Source organism: Pseudomonas sp. Marseille-Q0931, from assembly GCF_940789645.1.
Lineage (GTDB): Bacteria > Pseudomonadota > Gammaproteobacteria > Pseudomonadales > Pseudomonadaceae > Aquipseudomonas.
The window spans coordinates 77,543-98,294 of record NZ_CALNWT010000014.1 but is presented as its reverse complement, the minus strand read 5'-3'; the positions used below and the strand labels follow the sequence as shown (position 1 = coordinate 98,294).

The window sequence follows — 20,752 nt, the reverse complement described above, 5'->3', positions numbered from 1 at the left end:
ATGACCAGACCACTTCGCGTCGCACTGGTCGCCGGTGAGGCGTCCGGTGACATCCTCGGTTCCGGCCTGATGCAGGCCATCAAGCAGCGTTACCCGGATGCCGAATTCATCGGCGTCGGCGGTTCGCGCATGGAAGCCGAGGGCCTGAAATCCTATTTCCCGATGGAACGTCTGGCGGTCATGGGCCTGGTCGAAGTACTCGGCCGCCTGTTCGAACTGCTCGGCCGTCGCCGCCAGTTGGCGCGTGATCTGATCGCCGCCAAGCCGGATGTGTTCATCGGCATCGATGCGCCTGACTTCAACCTTGGCCTGGAACTCAAGCTGCGCCGTGCCGGGATCAAGACCGTGCATTACGTCAGCCCCTCGGTCTGGGCCTGGCGGCAGAAGCGCGTGTTGAAGATTCGTGAAGCCTGCGACCTGATGCTGACCCTGTTCCCGTTCGAGGCGCAGTTCTACGATGAGCATCAGGTGCCGGTGCGTTTCGTCGGTCACCCGCTGGCCGATGCCATTCCGCAGCAGGCAGACCGCGCCGCTGCACGCGAAGCGCTGGATCTGCCGCAGGACGAGCCGGTGGTGGCCTTGATGCCGGGCAGTCGTGGTGGAGAGGTTGCGCGTCTTGGCGAGCTGTTTCTCGACGCCGCGATCCGCCTGCGCTCACTTCGCCCAGGCGTGCGCTTCCTTCTGCCTTGTGCCACGCCCGAGCGTCGCGAGCAGCTGGAGCAGATGCTGGCCGGACGGGACCTGCCGTTGACCTTGCTCAACGGCCGTTCCCATGAGGCGCTGGCGGCCTGCGATGCGGTGCTGATCGCGTCGGGTACCGCGACCCTGGAGGCGCTGCTGTACAAGCGCCCGATGGTGGTGGCCTATCGTGTTGCGCCGCTGACCTATCGCATTCTCAAGCGCCTGGTGAAAAGCCCCTATATCTCGCTGCCTAACCTGCTGGCCGAGCGCCTGCTGGTGCCCGAGCTGATTCAGGACGCGGCGACGCCAGAGGCGCTGGCCCAGGCCGTGGCGCCACTGATCGACGGTGGCCAGGTACAGACCGAAGGCTTCGACGTGATCCATCGCGCACTGCGCCGCGACGCCTCGGTATCGGCGGCTGATGCCGTGCTCAAGCTGGCGGGGCGCGACTGATGCAGCTGGGGCTCGATTTCACCCTGGTCGAGGAACTGGTCGCCGGCGTCGACGAAGTCGGCCGTGGTCCGCTCTGCGGCGCGGTGGTCACGGCTGCGGTGATCCTTGATCCGGCGCGGCCGATTCTCGGGCTGAATGATTCGAAGAAGCTCACTGAGCTGCGCCGCGAAGTGCTTTTCGACGAGATTCGCGAAAAGGCCCTGGCCTGGTGCATCGCCCGCGCCGAGGTCGAAGAGATCGACCGCCTGAATATTCTGCATGCCACCATGCTGGCCATGCAGCGTGCCGTCGAGGGCCTGAGTGTGACGCCCAGACTGGCGCTGATCGACGGCAACCGTTGCCCCAAACTGGCCGTGCCGAGTGCGCCGGTGATCAAGGGCGACGGCCGGGTGCCGGCGATCGCTGCGGCGTCGATACTGGCCAAGGTCAGCCGTGACCGCGAGATGGTCGAGATGGACCGCCTCTATCCTGGCTACGGCATCGCCGGCCACAAGGGCTACCCTACGCCCGTTCACCTCGACGCGCTGCAGCGCCTGGGGCCGACGCCGATTCATCGGCGCTCCTTCGCGCCGGTGCGCGCGCTGCTCGAGCCTGTCGTCGCGGATTGCATCGTAGCCACGATCTGAAGCTCTGGCCCTAAGCCAGACCCTCTTAGGCTACAATCCGCGCTTTGTCGTTTTCATCTGCAAGGCCCTCCATGACCCAAGCTTTCGTCCACCTGCGTCTGCACACCGAATACTCCCTGGTCGATGGTCTGGTGCGGGTCAAGCCCCTGATCAAGGCGGTGGCCGGGGCCGGTATGCCGGCGGTGGCCGTCACCGACATGAGCAACATGTGCTCGCTGGTGAAGTTCTACAAGACGGCCATGGGCGCCGGCGTCAAGCCGATCTGCGGCGCTGACATCTGGTTGGCCAGTGCCGAGGAGGATGGCCCGCTGACGCGCCTGACCCTGCTGGCGATGAACGCCAAGGGTTACCGCAATCTCACCGAGCTGATCTCCCGGGGCTGGGCCGAGGGGCAGAGCAACGACCTGGTGATCATTCAGCGCGACTGGGTCAAGGACGCCGCCGAGGGCCTGATCGCCCTGTCCGGTGCGCGCGAAGGCGAAGTCGGCCTGGCGTTGCTGGCTGGCGATGAAGCAATGGCGGAGACGCGCCTGCGCGAGTGGATGGCGGTGTTCCCGGATCGCTTCTATCTGGAAGTGCAGCGCACCAGCCGTGTCGGCGACGAGGAATACCTGCATGCGGCCGTGGCCCTGGCCGATCGCGCCGAGGCGCCGCTGGTGGCCACCAACGACGTGCGTTTCATCAAGCAGGACGACTTCGAAGCCCACGAAACCCGCGTCTGCATCGGTGAAGGCCGTACCCTCGACGACCCGCGTCGACCGCGCAATTACTCTGATCAGCAGTACCTGAAAAGCGCCGAGGAAATGTGGGAGCTGTTCTCCGATCTGCCAGAAGCGCTGGAGAACACCGTCGAGATCGCCAAGCGTTGCAACATCGACGTACAGCTCGGCAAGTACTTCCTGCCGGACTTTCCCACGCCGAATGGCATGGGCATCGACGACTACCTGCGGCATGCCTCGTTCGAGGGCCTGGACGAGCGTCTCGAAGTGCTGCTGCCCAAGGACACGCCGGATTACGAGGCGAAGAAGCAGGTCTATATCGACCGCCTCAACTTCGAACTCGACATCATCATCCAGATGGGTTTCCCCGGTTACTTCCTGATCGTGATGGACTTCATCCAGTGGGCCAAGAACAACGGCGTGCCGGTCGGCCCTGGCCGTGGGTCGGGTGCCGGTTCTCTGGTGGCCTACGTATTGAAGATCACCGACCTCGATCCGCTGGCCTATGACCTGCTGTTCGAACGCTTCCTCAACCCTGAGCGGATTTCCATGCCCGACTTCGACGTCGACTTCTGCATGGACGGCCGCGACCGTGTGATCGACTACGTGGCCGAGAAGTACGGGCGTAACGCGGTCAGCCAGATCATCACCTTCGGCTCGATGGCGGCCAAGGCGGTGGTGCGCGACGTGGCACGGGCGCAGGGCAAGTCCTACGGCCTGGCCGACCGTCTGTCGAAGATGATTCCCTTCGAAGTGGGCATGACCCTGGAGAAGGCCTTTGACATGGAGGAGCCGCTGCGCGAATTCCTCAAGAACGACGAGGAAGCCCAGGAAATCTGGGACATGTCGCTCAAGCTCGAAGGCGTGGTGCGCGGTACCGGCAAGCATGCCGGTGGTGTGGTGATCGCGCCGACCAAGCTCACCGACTTCTCGCCGATCGCCTGTGACGAGGAGGGCGGCGGCCTGGTGACCCAGTTCGACAAGGACGACGTCGAGCAGGCCGGCCTGGTCAAGTTCGACTTCCTCGGTCTGCGTACCCTGACCATCATCAAGTGGGCGATGGAGACCATTCACCGCATCCAGAAGCGCGATGGCGCCTCGGACGAAGAACTGGTCAACATCGACTTCATCCCCCTCAATGACAAGCCGACCTACGCCATGCTGCAGAAGGCCGAGACCACCGCGGTCTTCCAGCTCGAATCGCGCGGCATGAAGGAGCTGATCAAGAAGCTCAAGCCCGACTGCCTGGAAGACATGATCGCACTGGTGGCGCTGTTCCGTCCCGGTCCGCTGCAGTCCGGCATGGTGGACGACTTCATCAACCGTAAGCACGGTCGTGCCGAGCTGTCCTATCCACATCCGGACTACCAGTACGCCGGCCTGGAGCCGGTGCTCAAGCCCACTTACGGCATCATCCTCTATCAGGAGCAGGTGATGCAGATCGCCCAGGTCATGGGCGGTTACACCCTGGGCCAGGCGGACATGCTGCGCCGCGCCATGGGCAAGAAGAAGCCCGAGGAAATGGCCAAGCAGCGTGGCGGCTTCATCGAAGGTTGCGCCAACAACAATATCGACGCCGACCTGGCAGGTAACATCTTCGATCTGGTGGAGAAGTTCGCCGGCTACGGCTTTAACAAGTCGCACTCCGCCGCCTACGGACTAGTGTCCTACCAGACAGCCTGGCTCAAGGCGCATTACCCCGCGCCGTTCATGGCCGCGGTGCTCTCGGCGGACATGCACAACACCGACAAGGTGGTGATCCTGGTGGAAGAGTGCCGCAACATGAAGTTGCGCATCGATCCGCCGGACGTGAACGTCTCCGAGTTCAAGTTCACCGTCAACGACGATGGCCGTATCGTCTATGGCCTCGGTGCGGTTAAGGGCGTGGGCGAGGGGCCTGTCGAGGCCATCGTCGAATGCCGTGCCGAAGGTGGGCCGTTCAAGGACCTGTTCGACTTCTGCAACCGCGTCGACCTCAAGCGCATCAACAAGCGCACCCTTGAAGCGCTGATCCGCAGCGGCGCGCTGGATCGCCTCGGCCCCTACTACCAGGACGAGCTCAAGGCTTACCAGGCCAGCGTGGACAAGAACCGCGCGGTGTTGCTGGCGTCCATGGAAGAGGCCGTGCAGTCCGCCGAGCAGACCGCGCGCAGCGCCGAGAGCGGCCACATGGACCTGTTCGGCGGCCTGTTCGCCGAGCCCGAGGCGGATGTCTACGCCAACCACCGCAAGGCCCGCGAGCTGCCGATTAAGGAACGCCTGAAAGGCGAGAAGGACACCCTGGGCATCTACCTGTCCGGCCACCCCATCGACGAATACGAAGGCGAGATTCGCCGCTTCGCCCGCCAGCGGATCGTCGAGTTGAAGCCTGCACGCGATACCCAGACCATCGCCGGGATGATCGTCAACCTGCGGGTGATGAAGAACAAGAAGGGCGACAAGATGGGCTTCATCACCCTCGATGACCGCTCCGGGCGTATCGAAGCCTCGCTGTTCGCCGATGCCTTCGCCAGCAACCAGGCGCTGCTGCAGAACGATGCGCTGGTGGTGGTTGAGGGCGAGGTCAGCAACGACGATTTCTCCGGCGGTCTGCGTCTGCGCGCCAAGCGCGTGATGAGCCTGGAAGAGGCCCGTACCGGCCTGGCCGACAGCCTGCGCGTTAAGGTCGCCAGTGAAGCGCTCAAGGGTGATCGCCTGCGCTGGCTGGCCGAGCTGTGCAGCAAGCACAAGGGAGCCTGCCCGGTGACCGTCGACTACAGTGGCGAGGAGGCACGCGCCTTGCTTCAATTCGGCGATGCCTGGCGAATCGACCCGGCCGACACTTTGATTCAGGCATTGCGTGACCAGTTCGGGCGCGACAACGTCTTTTTGCACTACCGCTGATATGCGAGAGGAAAATTCCTCTTCGTGACAGCAAAGGCACCCAAGGGTGTCGACCCGCTGCGCCCCATCCCTTAAGGTAGGGCGCCTAATGGATACAGCTCCCCGGCCACTTGGCCGTCGACGCAAGACGGATGACTATGAACCCGAATTTCCTCGATTTCGAACAGCCGATCGCCGACCTGCAAGCCAAGATCGAAGAGCTACGCCTGGTTGGTAATGACAACGCGCTGAACATCGGCGACGAGATTGCCCGCCTGCAGGACAAGAGCAGCGCCCTGACCGAAAGCATCTTTGGCAACCTGACCAGCTGGCAGATCGCGCAGCTCGCGCGCCATCCGCGCCGCCCTTATACCCTGGACTACATCCAGCACATCTTCACCGAGTTCGACGAACTGCACGGCGACCGTCACTTCTCCGACGACGCTGCCATCGTCGGTGGCGTTGCGCGCCTGGGCGATCAGCCGGTGATGATCATCGGTCACCAGAAGGGCCGCGAAGTGCGCGAGAAGGTGCGCCGCAACTTCGGCATGCCGCGCCCTGAGGGCTATCGCAAGGCCTGCCGCCTGATGGAAATGGCCGAGCGCTTCAAGATGCCGATCCTCACCTTCATCGACACCCCTGGTGCCTACCCGGGCATCGATGCCGAGGAGCGTGGCCAGAGCGAGGCCATCGCCTGGAACCTGCGCGTGATGGCGCGCCTGAAGACTCCGATCATCGCCACCGTCATCGGCGAAGGCGGTTCTGGCGGTGCGCTGGCCATTGGCGTCTGCGACCAGCTGAACATGCTGCAGTACTCCACCTACTCTGTGATCTCGCCGGAAGGTTGCGCCTCGATCCTCTGGCGTACCGCTGAGAAGGCGCCGGATGCTGCCGAGGCCATGGGCATCACCGCCGAACGCCTGAAGGATCTGGGTATTGTCGATCAGGTAATCGCTGAGCCGCTGGGCGGCGCGCACCGCGATCCGGCCGCCGCCTCGGAGTCGATCCGCCAAGAGCTGACCAAGCAACTGGCCAGCCTGCAGGAGCACGATACCGACGCGCTGCTCAAGCGCCGTTACGACCGCCTGATGAGCTACGGCATCGCCTGAGTTCTCTCAGCGCATATCTCAATGGGCCTTCGGGCCCATTGTTGTTTAAGCTTGGCCGATGACTGCTCTCGATCTTCACCTGCGTCAGGCTCTGCAGCCGTGGCGCACGGCTCCTGCCTGGCGTATCGCCTTTTCCGGTGGCCTGGATTCCAGCGTGCTGCTGCATCTGCTCGCCGACTGGGCGCGGCACGAGCAGTTGCCGCCGCTGACTGCCATTCATGTCCATCATGGCCTGCAGTCGGTAGCCGATGACTGGCCGGAACATTGCGCGCAGTTTTGTGCACGCCTGGATATTTCTCTGCAGATCGTCAAGGTGCAGGTGACGCCGGGGGCGAGCCTGGAGCAGGCCGCGCGGAACGCGCGTTATGCGGTATTCAGTGAGCGGCTGGGGCCGGGCGAGGTGCTGCTCAGTGCCCAGCATCGCGACGATCAGGCCGAAACCCTGCTATTTCGTCTGCTGCGCGGGGCAGGGGTGCGCGGGCTGGCTGCCATGCCGGCCAGTCGGCCGCTGGGGCCGGGCAGGCTGGTGCGGCCACTGCTCGACTGTTCGCGCGCCGAGTTGCAGGCTTACGCGCAAAGTCGTGGTCTGGTTTGGGTCGAGGACCCTAGCAATGCCGACGAGCGTTTCAGTCGCAATTTCCTGCGCAGGCAGGTGATGCCGCTGCTGGCCGAGCGCTGGCCGCAGGCTGCTGCAAGTCTTGCGCGCGGCGCTGTGCACCTGGGTGAGGCTCAGCTACTGCTCAATGAATTGGCCGAGATGGACCTGCTTGCTGCTCGTGGCGCTTGCGCATTTCCCTGGTTGCCTTTGCCTTCTCTGGACCTCGCGGCAGTGACCGCGCTGAGCGATGCGCGGCAACGCAACCTGCTGCGGCATTGGCTGGCGCCGCTTACCCGCATGCCGGACAGCGATCACTGGGCTGGCTGGTACGACCTTCGCGATGCCGTCGCGGATGCGACGCCGATCTGGAAACTGGCCGATGGCGAATTGCACCGCGCCGATGGCCGCTTGTGGTGGCTCAGTGGCGACTGGCTGAAGCCGCTGCGGCCGCTGGAGCTGCCATGCGCTGCGTCTGGCGAGCCAGTCGAGCTTCCCGATAATGGTCAGGTGCATTTGTCTGGCGAGCTGGCGCAAGGTCGCTGGCAACTACGCTACCGTCAAGGAGGCGAGTCGCTGCAGGTGCCGGGGCGCGGCAGGCGTGATCTCAAGCGCCTGCTCAATGAAATGCGCGTGCCGGCATTCGTGCGTTTGCGCCTGCCGCTGCTGTTCGATGGCGATGAGCTGATGGCGGTGGCGAACCTGACGCATGCGCCAGGAATCGAGGCGAGCGGGGTGCGTCTGCACTGGTCACCGCCTATCGGCGCGCAAGGTTTGAGCTGGTAAGGCCTTTCGGGTAGACTACGCTCCCGTCTTACTACAGCTTTTGCCGACTCCCTCAGGGAGCTTGGCGAGCTTGCCATTGTGTTGTCGATGGCGCTCCTTCGCTTTCCCCGGCGGCACTGACCGCTTAAACGCAGACTTCTAGGGTTTTTCATGACGCGCTACATCTTCGTCACGGGTGGTGTTGTTTCTTCATTGGGGAAAGGCATCGCCTCGGCTTCACTGGCGGCCATCCTGGAGGCGCGGGGCCTGAAGGTCACCATGCTCAAGCTGGACCCTTACATCAACGTCGATCCGGGCACCATGAGTCCGTTCCAGCACGGTGAGGTGTTCGTTACCCACGACGGTGCCGAGACCGACCTCGACCTGGGTCACTACGAGCGCTTCATCCGCACCACGATGAGCAAGAGCAACAACTTCACCACCGGCCGCGTGTACGAAGACGTGCTGCGCAAGGAGCGCCGTGGTGATTACCTGGGCGCAACCATCCAGGTCATTCCGCACATCACCGACGAAATCAAGCGTCGCATCATCAAGGGCGCCGGCGATGCCGACGTGGCCCTGGTGGAAATCGGCGGCACCGTTGGTGACATCGAGTCGCAGCCGTTCCTCGAAGCCATCCGCCAGCTTCGCGTGGAAGTGGGCGCCAAGCGCGCCATGCTGATGCATCTGACCCTGGTGCCGTACATCGCCACTGCCGGCGAGACCAAGACCAAGCCGACCCAGCATTCGGTCAAGGAGCTGCGCTCCATCGGCCTGCAGCCGGACGTGCTGGTGTGCCGCTCCGACCATCCGATCGATGTGTCCTCGCGCCGCAAGATCGCCCTGTTCACCAACGTCGAAGAGCGTGCAGTGATCAGTCTGGAAGACGTCGACACCATCTACAAGATTCCGGGCGTGCTGCACGCTCAGGGCCTGGATGACTTCGTCGTCGAGCGTTTCGGCCTGGAGTGCGGCGGCGCCGACCTGTCCGAGTGGGATCGCGTGGTCGATGCCAAGCTCAATCCGGAGAAAGAAGTCACCATCGCCATGGTCGGCAAGTACATGGAGCTGCTTGATGCGTACAAGTCGCTGATCGAAGCGATGAGTCACGCCGGCATCCAGAACCGCACCAAGGTCAACCTGCGCTATATCGACTCCGAAGACATCGAGAATCAGGGCACCGGCCTGCTTGAAGGCGTCGACGCCATCCTGGTCCCGGGCGGCTTCGGTCTGCGCGGCGTGGAAGGCAAGATCAAGACCGTGCAGTACGCTCGCGAGAACAAGATTCCTTACCTGGGTATCTGCCTCGGCATGCAGGTCGCGGTGATCGAATACGCCCGCAATGTGGTGGGCTGGACCGACGCCAACTCCACCGAATTCGACATGGCCAGTCAGCACCCGGTAGTTGGCCTGATCACCGAGTGGCAGGACGCGGCAGGCAGCGTCGAGCAGCGCAGCGAGAGCTCCGACCTGGGTGGCACCATGCGTCTGGGTGCGCAGGACTGCCAGCTGCAGGCCGGCTCCAAGGTGCACGACTGCTACGGCAAGGACGTGATCGTCGAGCGTCACCGTCACCGTTACGAAGTGAACAACAACCTGTTGCCAAAGCTGACCGAGGCTGGCCTGAAGGTCACTGGCCGCTCTGGCGATGGCGCGCTGGTGGAAGTGGTCGAGGCGCCGGATCATCCGTGGTTCGTCGCTTGCCAGTTCCACCCGGAATTCACCTCCACGCCGCGTGACGGCCATCCGCTGTTCAGCGGTTTCGTCAACGCCGCACTGGCGCAGAAAGCGAAGAAGGTCTGACCCATGGCGCAGAAGATCATCAAGGTTCGCGATATCGAAATCGCCAACGACAAGCCATTCGTGCTGTTCGGTGGCATCAACGTGCTCGAGTCGCGCGACCTGGCCATGCAGGCCTGCGAAGAGTACGTACGGGTGACCGAGAAACTCGGTATCCCCTATGTGTTCAAGGCCAGCTTCGACAAGGCCAACCGTTCCTCCGTCACCTCCTTCCGCGGCCCTGGCCTGGAAGAGGGCATGAAGATCTTCGAGGAAGTGAAGAAGACCTTCGGCGTGCCGGTCATCACCGACGTTCACGAGCCGCATCAGGCCGCTGCCGTGGCCGAAGTGTGCGACATCATCCAGTTGCCGGCCTTCCTCTCGCGGCAGACCGATCTGGTGGTGGCCATGGCCAAGACCGGCGCGGTGATCAACATCAAGAAGGCGCAGTTTCTCGCTCCGCAGGAAATGAAGCACATCCTGACCAAGTGCGAAGAGGCCGGTAACGATCAACTGATTCTCTGCGAGCGCGGTTCCTCCTTCGGTTACAACAACCTGGTGGTGGACATGCTCGGCTTCGGCATCATGAAGCAGTTCGAGTACCCGGTGTTCTTCGACGTGACTCACGCGCTGCAGATGCCGGGTGGCCGTGCCGACTCCGCCGGCGGCCGCCGTGCTCAGGTCACCGACCTGGCCAAGGCCGGCATGAGCCAGGGCCTGGCTGGTCTGTTCCTGGAGGCGCATCCGGACCCGGAAAACGCCAAGTGCGATGGCCCATGCGCCCTGCGTCTGAACAAGCTGGAGCCGTTCCTCAGCCAGCTCAAGCAGCTCGATGATCTGGTGAAGAGTTTTCCGCCAATCGAGACTGCCTGAACCGCACGCAATCCGGTAAAGTGCCGCCCGAGAAAAATCCCGCCTGACCCGTGAGTCAGCGTGAGCCGCCGATCTGCCTGCGGACAGCGGCGGCCCAGTGCAGCCTGCTGCTGCTGTCTTATCGTCAACCTTTGGAGCATTAACAACAATGGCAAAGATCGTCGACATCAAGGGTCGTGAGGTTCTCGACTCCCGTGGCAACCCCACCGTGGAAGCCGATGTGATTCTGGAAGGCGGTATCGTCGGCAGCGCCTGTGCGCCGTCGGGTGCCTCCACCGGCTCGCGCGAAGCGCTGGAGCTGCGTGATGGTGACAAGAGCCGTTACCTGGGCAAGGGCGTGCTGAAAGCCGTCGCCAACATCAATGGCCCGATTCGCGACCTGCTGCTGGGCAAGGACGCTGCCGATCAGAAGGCGCTGGACCGCGCGATGATCGAGCTCGACGGTACCGAGAACAAGGCCAAGCTGGGCGCCAACGCCATCCTCGCCGTGTCCCTGGCTGCTGCCAAGGCCGCCGCTCAGGCCAAGGGCGTGCCGCTGTACGCGCACATCGCCGATCTGAACGGCACCCCGGGCGTCTACTCCATGCCGGTGCCGATGATGAATATCATCAACGGCGGCGAGCATGCCGATAACAACGTCGACATCCAGGAATTCATGGTGCAGCCGGTGGGCGCCAAGAATTTCGCCGATGCCCTGCGCATGGGCGCCGAAATCTTCCATCACCTCAAAGCCGTACTGAAGGCCCGTGGCCTGAACACTGCTGTGGGTGACGAAGGTGGCTTCGCGCCGAACCTGGCCTCCAACGAAGATGCCCTGGCTGCCATCGCCGAAGCTGTTGCCAACGCTGGCTACAAGCTGGGTGATGACGTGACTCTGGCGCTGGACTGCGCCTCCAGCGAATTCTTCAAGGACGGCAAGTACGATCTGGAAGGCGAGGGCAAGGTCTTCGACGCCGCCGGTTTCGCCGACTACCTGGCTGGTCTGACCCAGCGCTACCCGATCATCTCCATCGAAGACGGCATGGACGAGTCGGACTGGGCGGGCTGGAAAGTCCTGACCGACAAGATCGGCGAGAAGGTACAGCTGGTTGGCGACGATCTGTTCGTTACCAACACCAAGATCCTCAAGCGCGGTATCGACGAGAAGATCGGCAACTCGATCCTGATCAAGTTCAACCAGATCGGCTCGCTGACCGAAACCCTGGAAGCCATCCAGATGGCCAAGGCTGCCGGCTTCACCGCCGTGATCTCGCACCGCAGTGGTGAAACCGAAGACAGCACCATCGCCGACCTGGCCGTGGGTACTGCCGCTGGTCAGATCAAGACCGGCTCGCTGTGCCGCTCCGACCGCGTGTCGAAGTACAACCAGTTGCTGCGTATCGAAGAGCAGCTGGGCGGCAAGGCTCCGTACAAGGGCCGTGCCGAGTTCCGCGGCTAACATCTGCGTGGTAGAAAAGGGCGACGCAAGTCGCCCTTTTTCGTGGTTATCCCAGCGTTGGTGCCGCACTGTAGGAGCGGATTTATCCGCGATTGTCGCGGCTGAAGCCGCTCCTACAGAGGCTGCGCGATTGCGGGCATGGCGTTTTTCGTGGACGCTTCGTCGATCTTTGGGAACCATTGCACGGATGCAGGTACAGAAACCCCATGTCACTCATCAGTCGGCTTCTTTTCAAGCATGAACGCAGCCCCTACCATGCCGATGACTCAATCTGCGAGCCGCTCCATGCGTAGTCCGTATTGGCTGTTCATCGTGCTGATCCTGTTGCTTGCCGGTCTGCAGTATCGTCTGTGGGTCGGCGAGGGCAGTCTTGCCCAGGTTAGCCGCCTGCAGCAGCAGATCGCCGAGCAACAAGGCGAGAACGAGCGTCTTTTGGAGCGCAACCGCATCCTTGAGGCCGAGGTGATGGAGCTCAAGCGCGGTATGGAGACCGTTGAAGAGCGCGCGCGGCAGGAGCTGGGCATGCTCAAAGAGGGTGAAACCCTCTACCTGCTGACTGAATGAGTGTTCCATTCTGGCTGGTGATTCCAGCAGCTGGCGTCGGCGCAAGGATGGCTGCCGACCGTCCCAAGCAGTACCTGCAGATTGCCGGTCGCAGCATTCTCGAGCACAGCCTGCATTGTTTTCTCGATCACCCTGGCCTGCTGGGCGCGGTGGTATGCGTTGCGGAGGACGATCCGTTCTGGCCGCAACTCCCGGTTACCAGCGATCCGCGTGTACGCCGTGCGCCAGGCGGGCGTGAGCGGGCCGATTCGGTACTGGCCGGGCTGCAGACGCTGCTTGCCGAGGCCGCAGGTGCCGAGGACTGGGTGTTGGTGCATGACGCCGCGCGCCCCAATCTAGCCAGGCAGGACCTGGACCGTTTGCTGGCAGAGTTGGCCGATGATCCGGTGGGCGGCCTGCTGGCCGTGCCGGCGCGCGATACGCTCAAGCGTGCCAGTGCCGACGGGCGAGTGTCGCAGACCGTGGATCGCAGTGTGATCTGGCAGGCCTATACGCCGCAAATGTTCCGCCTGGGGGCGTTGCATGGCGCGCTGAGTCAGGCTCTGCAGGTGCAGGTGGCGATTACCGATGAGGCCTCTGCCATGGAGTGGGCGGGGCAGGCGCCGCGGCTGATCGAAGGCCGGGCGGACAACCTCAAGGTCACCCGCCCGGAAGATCTGCACTATCTGCAGTCATTATGGCCACGCGGCCATTGATTCATTGCTGCATCAGTGCGTCCAGTTTTTCGCGTCCTTGCCCAGGTTGCGATCCAGCGCGTTGGTCAGCTTGTTCATGGCGCCGTCGATGGCCTGATGCATTTCCTCTGCATCGTGGGATACCGTCATCGGGTCACGCCCTTTCATCCGTGCCTCGACCTTGCAGCGTTTGTCCTGAGGGCCGCTCTTGAGCGCGTTCTCGTCGGAAAGGTGGACTTCGATCCGGGTGAGGTGGTCCTCGTAGCGTTGGAGTTTGCTGCGCACTCGACTGCTGATGTCTTCCTTGAAGGCCATCGACGAGGCGACGTGCTTACCGCTGTTGACCAGAACCTGCATAACCATGTCCTCATGCTGCTGAATTCGTGAGGCCCCGTTTGCCGGGGACATTGGTTGTGACGCGGTCGCCTCGCTCAAGTTTCGGCCAGGCTTGTGACATTCCATGACGGTTCAGCTGAGCGACAAGGTTGTTGCAGGGCTCAGGCGGGGGCGGCGTACTCAGCGCGCTGACTCAGCCCCAGGCGCAACGAGTCGATTAGCTGGCGGATCTTTGGTGAGAGATGACGTTGTTGCGGGTAGATCGCCCAGACCGCGGTGTTGGGCGGGCGGTGCTGCTCCAGCAGGGAGATCAGTTGCCCGCTGCGCAGGTGTTCCAGCACGTAATAGTCCGGCAACTGGCACAGGCCGAACCCACGCAGCGCGGCGTCGAGCACGGCCTGGCCGCTGTTGCAGCGCCAGTTGCCTTGTACCCGCACCTGGGTTTCCCGGCCGTTCTCGGCAAAACTCCAGTTTTCGCTGCTGCCGATCAGGCAGTTATGCCGGGCAAGTTCCGACAGCGAGTGCGGTCGGCCGTAGCGCTGCAAGTACTCGGGCGCGGCGCACAGGTACATCTCCCGAGGTGCCAGGCGTGCCGCCATCAGCCGCGAGTCCTGCAGGCGCCCAAGGCGGATGGCCAGGTCGAGGCCTTCGTGCAGCAGATCCAGTTGGCGGTTGGACAGCTCGATCTCCACACGTAGCTGCGGGTGGCGGGCCATGAAATCATTCACCAGCGGCACGATGAAGCGCTCGCCATAGGCCACCGCGCAGGTCATGCGCAGCAGCCCCTTGGGCTCCGCTCCGAGGTCGCCGACTGCTCGCAATGCTTCCTCGCGTGCATCCTGCAGGCGCTGGCAATGCTGCAGAAACAACTGCCCGGCCTCGGTCAGGGCCACGCGGCGCGTGCTGCGGTAGAACAGGCGACTTTGCAGGCGATCCTCCAGGCGCGCCACTTGCCGGCTGACCTGCGAGGTGGACAGGCCCAGTCGTTCCGCGGCGGCGCTGAACTGGCCACACTCGGCGACGGCGACGAATTCGTCGAGTCCTTCCCAGCGACTCATGGTTTTTGCTCCAGTCGTTGACGGATGAGCATATTATCCCTGTGTGGCAATAATGTTTTGATATCTGTTGAATTATCTCTTCTTGCCGTTGTTCTAGACTGCTCGGCACTTTCGCAACGCTCAGGAGAGCTTTCATGATCAAGTCCCGTGCTGCCGTCGCTTTCGCGCCCAACGAGCCGCTGAAGATCGTCGAGATCGATGTCGAGCCGCCAAAGGCCGGTGAAGTGCTGGTGCGTATCGTCGCCACCGGCGTTTGCCATACCGATGCCTACACCCTGTCCGGCCAGGACTCCGAAGGCGTATTCCCCTGCGTGCTGGGCCACGAGGGTGGTGGCATCGTCGAGGCGGTGGGCGAGGGCGTGACCTCGGTGAAGGTCGGCGACCACGTGATTCCGCTGTACACCGCCGAGTGCGGTGAGTGCAAATTCTGCAAATCGCAGAAAACCAACCTGTGCAGCTCGGTGCGTGCCACCCAGGGCAAGGGCCTGATGCCGGACGGCACCACCCGTTTCAGCTACAACGGTGAGCCGATCTACCACTACATGGGCTGCTCGACCTTCTCCGAATACACCGTGCTGCCAGAAGTTTCGGTTGCGGTGATCCCGAAGGAGGCGCCGCTGGACAAGGTCTGCCTGCTCGGTTGCGGCGTGACCACCGGTATCGGTGCCGTACTCAACACCGCCAAGGTCACCGAGGGCTCCACCGTGGCCATCTTCGGCCTGGGTGGCATCGGCCTGGCGGCGATCATCGGTGCCAAGATGGCCAAGGCCTCGCGCATCATCGGCATCGACATCAACCCGGCCAAGGAAGCCGTGGCACGTGAGCTGGGCATCACCGACTTCGTCAACCCGAAGGAGCACGACAAGCCGATCCAGGACGTCATCGTCGAGATGACCGACGGTGGCGTCGATTACAGCTTCGAGTGCATCGGCAACGTGCAGCTGATGCGCGCCGCGCTGGAGTGCTGCCACAAGGGCTGGGGCGAGTCGACCATCATCGGCGTGGCGCCAGCCGGTGCCGAGATCAGCACCCGTCCGTTCCAACTGGTCACCGGTCGCGTCTGGCGTGGCAGTGCCTTCGGTGGGGTCAAGGGCCGTAGCGAGCTGCCGGGGTATGTCGAGAAGTCGCAGAAGGGCGAGATCCCGCTAGACACCTTCATCACTCACAACATGGGGCTGGACGAGATCAACGAAGCCTTCGAGCTGATGCATGAAGGCAAGAGCATCCGTACCGTCATCCATTTCTGATGAAACACCGTGCGGCCTCTTGGCCGCACGGATTCTCGCGGGGTGCGCTGTGCGCACCGCAACCCCTTGGTGCGCATGGCGCACCCTACGGAGCGGCTCATGACCCTCGAAATCGTTTCCAGCAACAAGAGCTTTGGCGGCTGGCACAAGCGCTATCGCCATCGCTCCAGCAGCCTGAACTGCGACATGGTGTTCGCCGTCTATCTGCCACCGCAGGCCGAGCAGGGCGCCAAGCTGCCGGTGCTGTACTGGCTGAGCGGCCTGACCTGTACCGATGAGAATTTCATGCAGAAGGCCGGCGCTCAGCGCATGGCGGCCGAGCTGGGGTTGATCATCGTCGCGCCGGACACCAGCCCGCGTGGCGAAGGCGTGGCCGACGACGCCAATGGCGCCTATGACTTCGGCCTCGGCGCCGGCTTCTATGTCAACGCGACGCAAGAACCGTTCGCCCGTCACTACCGCATGTACGACTACGTGGTGCAGGAACTGCCGACATTGATCGAGGCCAACTTCCCGGTTTCGGACAAGCGTGGCATCGCCGGCCATTCCATGGGCGGTCACGGCGCCTTGATCTGTGCGCTGAAGAACCCTGGGCGCTACCAGTCGGTGTCGGCGTTCTCGCCGATCAGCAATCCGATGAACTGCCCCTGGGGCGAGAAGGCGTTTTCCCTGTACCTGGGTGAGGAGCGTTCGCGTTGGCGTGAGTGGGATGCCAGCGTGCTGATCGCCGAGGCTGAGGAGAAGCTGCCGATCCTGGTCGATCAGGGTGATCGCGATGACTTCCTCGAAGGCCAGCTCAAGCCACAGGTACTGCAGGCCGCGGCCAAGGCCGCCGGGCATCCGCTGACGCTGCGCATGCAGCCTGGCTATGACCATAGCTACTATTTCATCGCCAGCTTCATCGACGAGCATCTGCGTCATCATGCGGCCGCGTTGCGGCAGCTTTAAGCGGCAAGCCACAAGCGGCAAGTAAAGCTTGGCCGCAGGCTTGGCTGCACACAGGCTCTTGCAGCTTTCGGTTAGAATCACGCCCTGACTTTTTCAGGGCGTTGTTCTTTATGCGTATCGGTCATGGTTATGACGTACACCGCTTCGGCGAAGGCGATTTCATCACCCTCGGCGGCGTGCGGATTCCCCATAAGTTCGGACTTGTCGCTCACTCCGACGGCGACGTGCTGCTGCACTCGCTGAGCGATGCCCTGCTCGGCGCGGTGGCGCTGGGCGATATTGGCAAACATTTCCCCGATACCGATCCGACCTTCAAGGGCGCCGACAGCCGTGCGCTGCTGCGTCACGTCATGGGCCTGGTGCGGGCCAAGGGCTACGCGGTGGGCAATGTCGACACCACCATCATCGCCCAGGCGCCGAAGATGGCGCCGCACATTCAGAGCATGCGCGAGCGCATTGCCGAAGACCTCGACATCGAGCTGGATCAGGTCAACGTCAAGGCCACCACCACCGAGAAGCTCGGCTTCACCGGGCGCGAGGAAGGTATTGCGGTGCATGCCGTGGCCTTGCTGGTCAAGGCATGAACGAGCTGCAGCTGCTGGGGCCGCGCGCGCATGGCCAGGCCTGCGGGCGTGCTGTGCTCAAGGCCACGGCCGAAGATTTCCAGGTCGATGAAGTATTGGACATCCCGCTCACGGGCCAAGGTGAGCACCTATGGCTGTGGGTGGAAAAACGCGGCCTGAATACCGAGGAAGCGGCGCGGCGCATCGCCCGTGCTGCCGGTTTGCCGCTCAAGGCGGTCAGCTATGCCGGTCTCAAGGATCGCCAGGCGCTGACCCGTCAGTGGTTCAGCCTGCACCTGCCGGGCAAGGCCGACCCCGATCTTGCCGCCGCGCAGGGCGATGATCTGGTCATCCTGAGCAGCCAGCGGCATAACCGCAAGCTGCAGCGCGGCGCCCATTCGGCCAATGGCTTCACCTTGCGCCTGACCGCGCTCGAGGCTGACCGTGATGCCCTTGAGCAGCGCCTGCAGCGTATCGCCGAGCAGGGCGTGCCGAATTACTTCGGCCTGCAGCGTTTCGGCTTTGATGGCGGCAATGTCGAGCAGGCGCGAGATTTTGCCTCGCGCCAGGAGCTGCCGGTGCAGCGCAATCTGCGTTCGCGCCTGCTTTCAGCGGCACGCAGTTACCTGTTCAACCAGGTGCTGGCCAGGCGCGTGGCGGCCGGCACCTGGAACCAGGCGCAGATCGGCGATTTGCTGGCCTTTACTGGCAGTCGCAGTTTCTTCATGGCAGGCGAGGCTGAATGCCATGACCCGCGCCTGGCCATTCTTGATCTGCATCCCACCGGGCCGTTGTGGGGTGACGGTGCGCTGCCGACCGGTGGTGCTACCCAGCAGTTGGAGCAAAGCGTCGCCGATGACGCTGCGCAACTGGTGCAATGGCTGGTCAAGGCGGACATGGCGCACGAACGGCGCATTCTGCGCCTCCCCATTCAGAGCCTTACGTGGCATTATCCCGAGCCCGATATTCTGCAACTTGCATTCGTCCTGCCGGCCGGGTGTTTCGCCACCGTGGTGGTGCGCGAATTGCTCGATCTGGTGCCAGCAGGGCAGACGGATACTCCATGCGAATTCTGATTTCCAACGACGACGGGGTGAACGCGCCCGGTATCGCCGCGTTGCACCAGGCGCTGGCCGACTACGCCGAATGCGTGGTGATCGCCCCGGCCGAAGACAGGAGCGGTGCCAGCAGTGCGCTGACGCTCGATCGCCCGCTGCATCCCATGGCCCTGACCAACGGTTACATCAGCCTCAACGGCACGCCGACCGATTGCGTGCATCTGGGGCTTCACGGCTTGCTCGAGCAGACGCCGGACATGGTCGTCTCGGGCATTAACCTGGGCGCCAACCTGGGCGATGATGTGCTCTATTCCGGGACCGTCGCCGCCGCGCTGGAAGGTCGCTTCCTGAGCAAACCGGCGTTCGCCTTTTCGCTGCTGTCGCGGCTTCCCGATAATCTGCCCACTGCTGCCTATTTTGTCCGCAAGCTGGTCGAAGCGCACGAGCGCCTCGAGTTGCCGCCGCGCACCGTGCTCAACGTCAATGTGCCGAATTTGCCGCTCGAACATATCCGTGGCGTACAGCTGACGCGTCTCGGTCACCGTGCGCGCGCAGCAGCGCCGGTGAAGGTGGTCAACCCGCGGGGCAAGGAAGGTTACTGGATCGCGGCTGCTGGTGATGTCGAGGACGGCAGCCAGGGCACCGATTTCCATGCCGTGATGCAAGGCTATGTATCGATCACGCCGCTACGGCTCGATCGCACATTTAATGAGGCTCTCGAAACTATGGATGGCTGGTTGGAGGGCATCTTCTGATGCGTGGACAGGACGACATGCAGCGCAGCGGGATCGGCATGACCTCGCAGCGCACCCGCGAACGATTGATCCAGCGCCTCTACGAGGAAGGACTGTCCAACGCGCGGGTACTGGAAGTGATCCGCCGTACCCCGCGTCATCTGTTCGTCGATGAAGCGCTGGCGCACCGCGCCTATGAAGACACTGCGCTGCCCATCGGTCATAACCAGACCATTTCCCAGCCGTACATGGTCGGTCGCATGACCGAGCTGCTGCTGGCAGCCGGGCCGCTGGACAAGGTTCTGGAAATCGGCACCGGCTCCGGCTACCAGACCGCCGTGCTGGCGCAACTGGTAGAGCGGGTGTTTTCGGTCGAGCGCATTCAGGTGCTGCAGGATCGCGCCAAGGAGCGTCTGGCCGAACTCAAGCTGCGCAACGTGGTCTTTCGCTGGGGAGATGGCTGGGAAGGCTGGAATGCGCTCGGCCCGTACAACGGCATCATCGTCACGGCGGCTGCGGCGCAGGTACCGCAGGCTCTGCTCGATCAGCTGGCACCGGGCGGACGCCTGGTCATTCCGGTGGGCAGCGGCGATGTGCAGCAATTGTTGCTGATCGTACGTGAAGAGGATGGTTTTTCCCGTCATGTGCTGGACGCGGTGCGCTTCGTGCCGCTGCTCAACGGGCCGCTGGCCTGATCGCTTTATCGCTCTGGAAGGATCCATGAAGAAACATTTCCTGCTCTACGCCAAGGGTATGGCCATGGGCGCTGCCGATGTGGTGCCAGGTGTTTCCGGCGGCACCATCGCCTTCATCAGCGGCATTTACGACGAGCTGCTGCGCTCCATCGCCGGTATCCCCGAGGCATTGCTGTTGCTGCTGCGCGGCCGCATCAAGGACGCCTGGCAGATGGCCAACGCGACCTTTCTCCTGGTGCTGTTCAGCGGCATTGTCACCAGTATCCTCACGCTCGCCCGCGTCATCACCTATTTACTGCACCATCATCCGATTCCGGTTTGGTCGTTCTTCTTTGGGCTGATTCTGGTATCCACCTATCTGGTCGGCCGCGAAATCGGGCGCTGGAACTGGAGCAGGGTGGTGAGCTTCGTGCTCGGTCTGGCTTTCGCCTACTGGATCACCGTCGCGGCGCCCATGCAGTGGGGCAGTGACTTGCCGACCCTGTTCCTGGCCGGGGCCATCGCCATCTGCGCGATGATCCTGCCGGGCATTTCCGGCAGCTTCATCCTGCTGCTGCTCGGCCTTTATTCCGTGGTGCTGGGCGCGGTAAAGGACTTCAATCTCATGGTCATGGCGGTTTTCGCCAGTGGCTGCCTGGTGGGCATCCTCAGTTTTGCGCGCCTGCTCAGCTGGCTGCTGTCGCGCTGGCGGGACCTCAGCCTGGCGTTTCTCAGCGGGCTGATGCTCGGCTCCCTGAACAAGGTCTGGCCCTGGAAGGAAACGCTGACCTGGCGTGTCGACAGCAAGGGCGAGCAGGTGCCGCTGTTGCAGAACAATCTGCTGCCCGGGCAATTCGCCGACGTCAGCGGCCAGGATCCACAGCTGCTATTCGCCGTGGCGCTGGCGCTAGGCGGTATCGTCTTGGTGCTGGGTCTGGAGTGGCTGGCAGGGCGTCGGCCAGTCGATGCTGGCCGCACCGAATAAATACGGCACAA

19 protein-coding genes are annotated in these 20,752 nt (G+C 63.1%); 17 read left to right on the top strand and 2 right to left on the bottom strand.

What is annotated here, in order from left to right; genetic code table 11:
* The 10 genes from lpxB to ispD all read left to right on the top strand — a co-directional run bounded on the left by lpxB (position 1) and on the right by ispD (position 13,159).
* Positions 1–1,134: a lipid-A-disaccharide synthase gene (gene lpxB / locus P3C50_RS20255; RefSeq protein WP_275547332.1), complete on the top strand. Its 1,134-nt coding sequence runs from the start codon at positions 1–3 to the stop codon at positions 1,132–1,134.
* Positions 1,134–1,760 (top strand): ribonuclease HII, encoded by a 627-nt coding sequence (gene rnhB, locus P3C50_RS20250; RefSeq protein WP_275547331.1) that lies wholly within the window; start codon positions 1,134–1,136, stop codon positions 1,758–1,760. The genes lpxB and rnhB overlap by 1 nt, the downstream gene beginning before the upstream one ends.
* 71 nt (positions 1,761–1,831) lie before the next feature.
* Entirely contained in the window at positions 1,832–5,362 is a 3,531-nt protein-coding gene (dnaE, locus tag P3C50_RS20245; RefSeq protein ID WP_275547330.1) for a DNA polymerase III subunit alpha, read from the top strand.
* A gap of 137 nt (positions 5,363–5,499) precedes the next feature.
* Positions 5,500–6,450, top strand: coding sequence for an acetyl-CoA carboxylase carboxyltransferase subunit alpha (locus P3C50_RS20240; protein WP_275547329.1), 951 nt, complete (start codon positions 5,500–5,502; stop codon positions 6,448–6,450).
* Positions 6,451–6,508: 58 nt separating this feature from the next.
* On the top strand, positions 6,509–7,831 hold the full coding sequence (gene tilS / locus P3C50_RS20235) for a tRNA lysidine(34) synthetase TilS (RefSeq protein WP_275547328.1): 1,323 nt from the start codon (positions 6,509–6,511) through the stop codon (positions 7,829–7,831).
* A gap of 150 nt (positions 7,832–7,981) precedes the next feature.
* Positions 7,982–9,613, top strand: coding sequence for a CTP synthase (locus tag P3C50_RS20230; RefSeq protein ID WP_212629752.1), 1,632 nt, complete (start codon positions 7,982–7,984; stop codon positions 9,611–9,613).
* Positions 9,614–9,616: 3 nt separating this feature from the next.
* Complete coding sequence (kdsA, locus tag P3C50_RS20225) at positions 9,617–10,462, top strand: 3-deoxy-8-phosphooctulonate synthase (protein WP_275547327.1); 846 nt, start codon at positions 9,617–9,619, stop codon at positions 10,460–10,462.
* Between the two features lie 148 nt (positions 10,463–10,610).
* A complete protein-coding gene (gene eno / locus P3C50_RS20220; protein WP_275547326.1) occupies positions 10,611–11,900 on the top strand; it encodes a phosphopyruvate hydratase in 1,290 nt (429 codons plus the stop codon).
* Between the two features lie 285 nt (positions 11,901–12,185).
* On the top strand, positions 12,186–12,464 hold the full coding sequence (ftsB, locus tag P3C50_RS20215) for a cell division protein FtsB (protein ID WP_017363771.1): 279 nt from the start codon (positions 12,186–12,188) through the stop codon (positions 12,462–12,464).
* Entirely contained in the window at positions 12,461–13,159 is a 699-nt protein-coding gene (gene ispD / locus P3C50_RS20210; protein ID WP_275547325.1) for a 2-C-methyl-D-erythritol 4-phosphate cytidylyltransferase, read from the top strand. Before ftsB ends, ispD begins: the two co-directional genes overlap by 4 nt.
* Positions 13,160–13,171: 12 nt before the next feature.
* On the opposite strand, the gene raiA is transcribed toward ispD, so the two are convergent.
* Positions 13,172–13,495 (bottom strand): ribosome hibernation-promoting factor, HPF/YfiA family, encoded by a 324-nt coding sequence (gene raiA, locus P3C50_RS20205; RefSeq protein ID WP_275547388.1) that lies wholly within the window; start codon positions 13,493–13,495, stop codon positions 13,172–13,174.
* Between the two features lie 140 nt (positions 13,496–13,635).
* Entirely contained in the window at positions 13,636–14,532 is an 897-nt protein-coding gene (locus P3C50_RS20200) for a LysR substrate-binding domain-containing protein (RefSeq protein WP_275547324.1), read from the bottom strand.
* A gap of 134 nt (positions 14,533–14,666) precedes the next feature.
* On the opposite strand from P3C50_RS20200, the gene P3C50_RS20195 reads away from it, so the two are divergent.
* The 7 genes from P3C50_RS20195 to P3C50_RS20165 all read left to right on the top strand — a co-directional run bounded on the left by P3C50_RS20195 (position 14,667) and on the right by P3C50_RS20165 (position 20,741).
* Positions 14,667–15,779 carry an S-(hydroxymethyl)glutathione dehydrogenase/class III alcohol dehydrogenase gene (locus P3C50_RS20195; RefSeq protein WP_275547323.1) on the top strand — a complete coding sequence of 371 codons (1,113 nt, stop codon included), beginning with the start codon at positions 14,667–14,669 and terminating at the stop codon, positions 15,777–15,779.
* A gap of 99 nt (positions 15,780–15,878) precedes the next feature.
* Positions 15,879–16,727, top strand: a complete 849-nt coding sequence (gene fghA / locus P3C50_RS20190) for an S-formylglutathione hydrolase (protein WP_275547322.1) — start codon at positions 15,879–15,881, stop codon at positions 16,725–16,727.
* A gap of 110 nt (positions 16,728–16,837) precedes the next feature.
* A complete protein-coding gene (gene ispF, locus P3C50_RS20185; RefSeq protein ID WP_275547321.1) occupies positions 16,838–17,311 on the top strand; it encodes a 2-C-methyl-D-erythritol 2,4-cyclodiphosphate synthase in 474 nt (157 codons plus the stop codon).
* The gene (truD, locus tag P3C50_RS20180; protein ID WP_275547320.1) at positions 17,308–18,366 is read left to right on the top strand and encodes a tRNA pseudouridine(13) synthase TruD; all 1,059 of its coding nucleotides are present in this window, start codon (positions 17,308–17,310) and stop codon (positions 18,364–18,366) included. Before ispF ends, truD begins: the two co-directional genes overlap by 4 nt.
* Positions 18,354–19,103 (top strand): 5'/3'-nucleotidase SurE, encoded by a 750-nt coding sequence (gene surE / locus P3C50_RS20175; RefSeq protein WP_275547319.1) that lies wholly within the window; start codon positions 18,354–18,356, stop codon positions 19,101–19,103. Before truD ends, surE begins: the two co-directional genes overlap by 13 nt.
* Positions 19,104–19,141: 38 nt before the next feature.
* A complete protein-coding gene (locus P3C50_RS20170) occupies positions 19,142–19,777 on the top strand; it encodes a protein-L-isoaspartate(D-aspartate) O-methyltransferase (RefSeq protein WP_161627115.1) in 636 nt (211 codons plus the stop codon).
* A 25-nt stretch (positions 19,778–19,802) separates the two neighbouring features.
* Positions 19,803–20,741, top strand: coding sequence for a DUF368 domain-containing protein (locus P3C50_RS20165; protein ID WP_275547318.1), 939 nt, complete (start codon positions 19,803–19,805; stop codon positions 20,739–20,741).
* Positions 20,742–20,752: the final 11 nt, after the last annotated feature.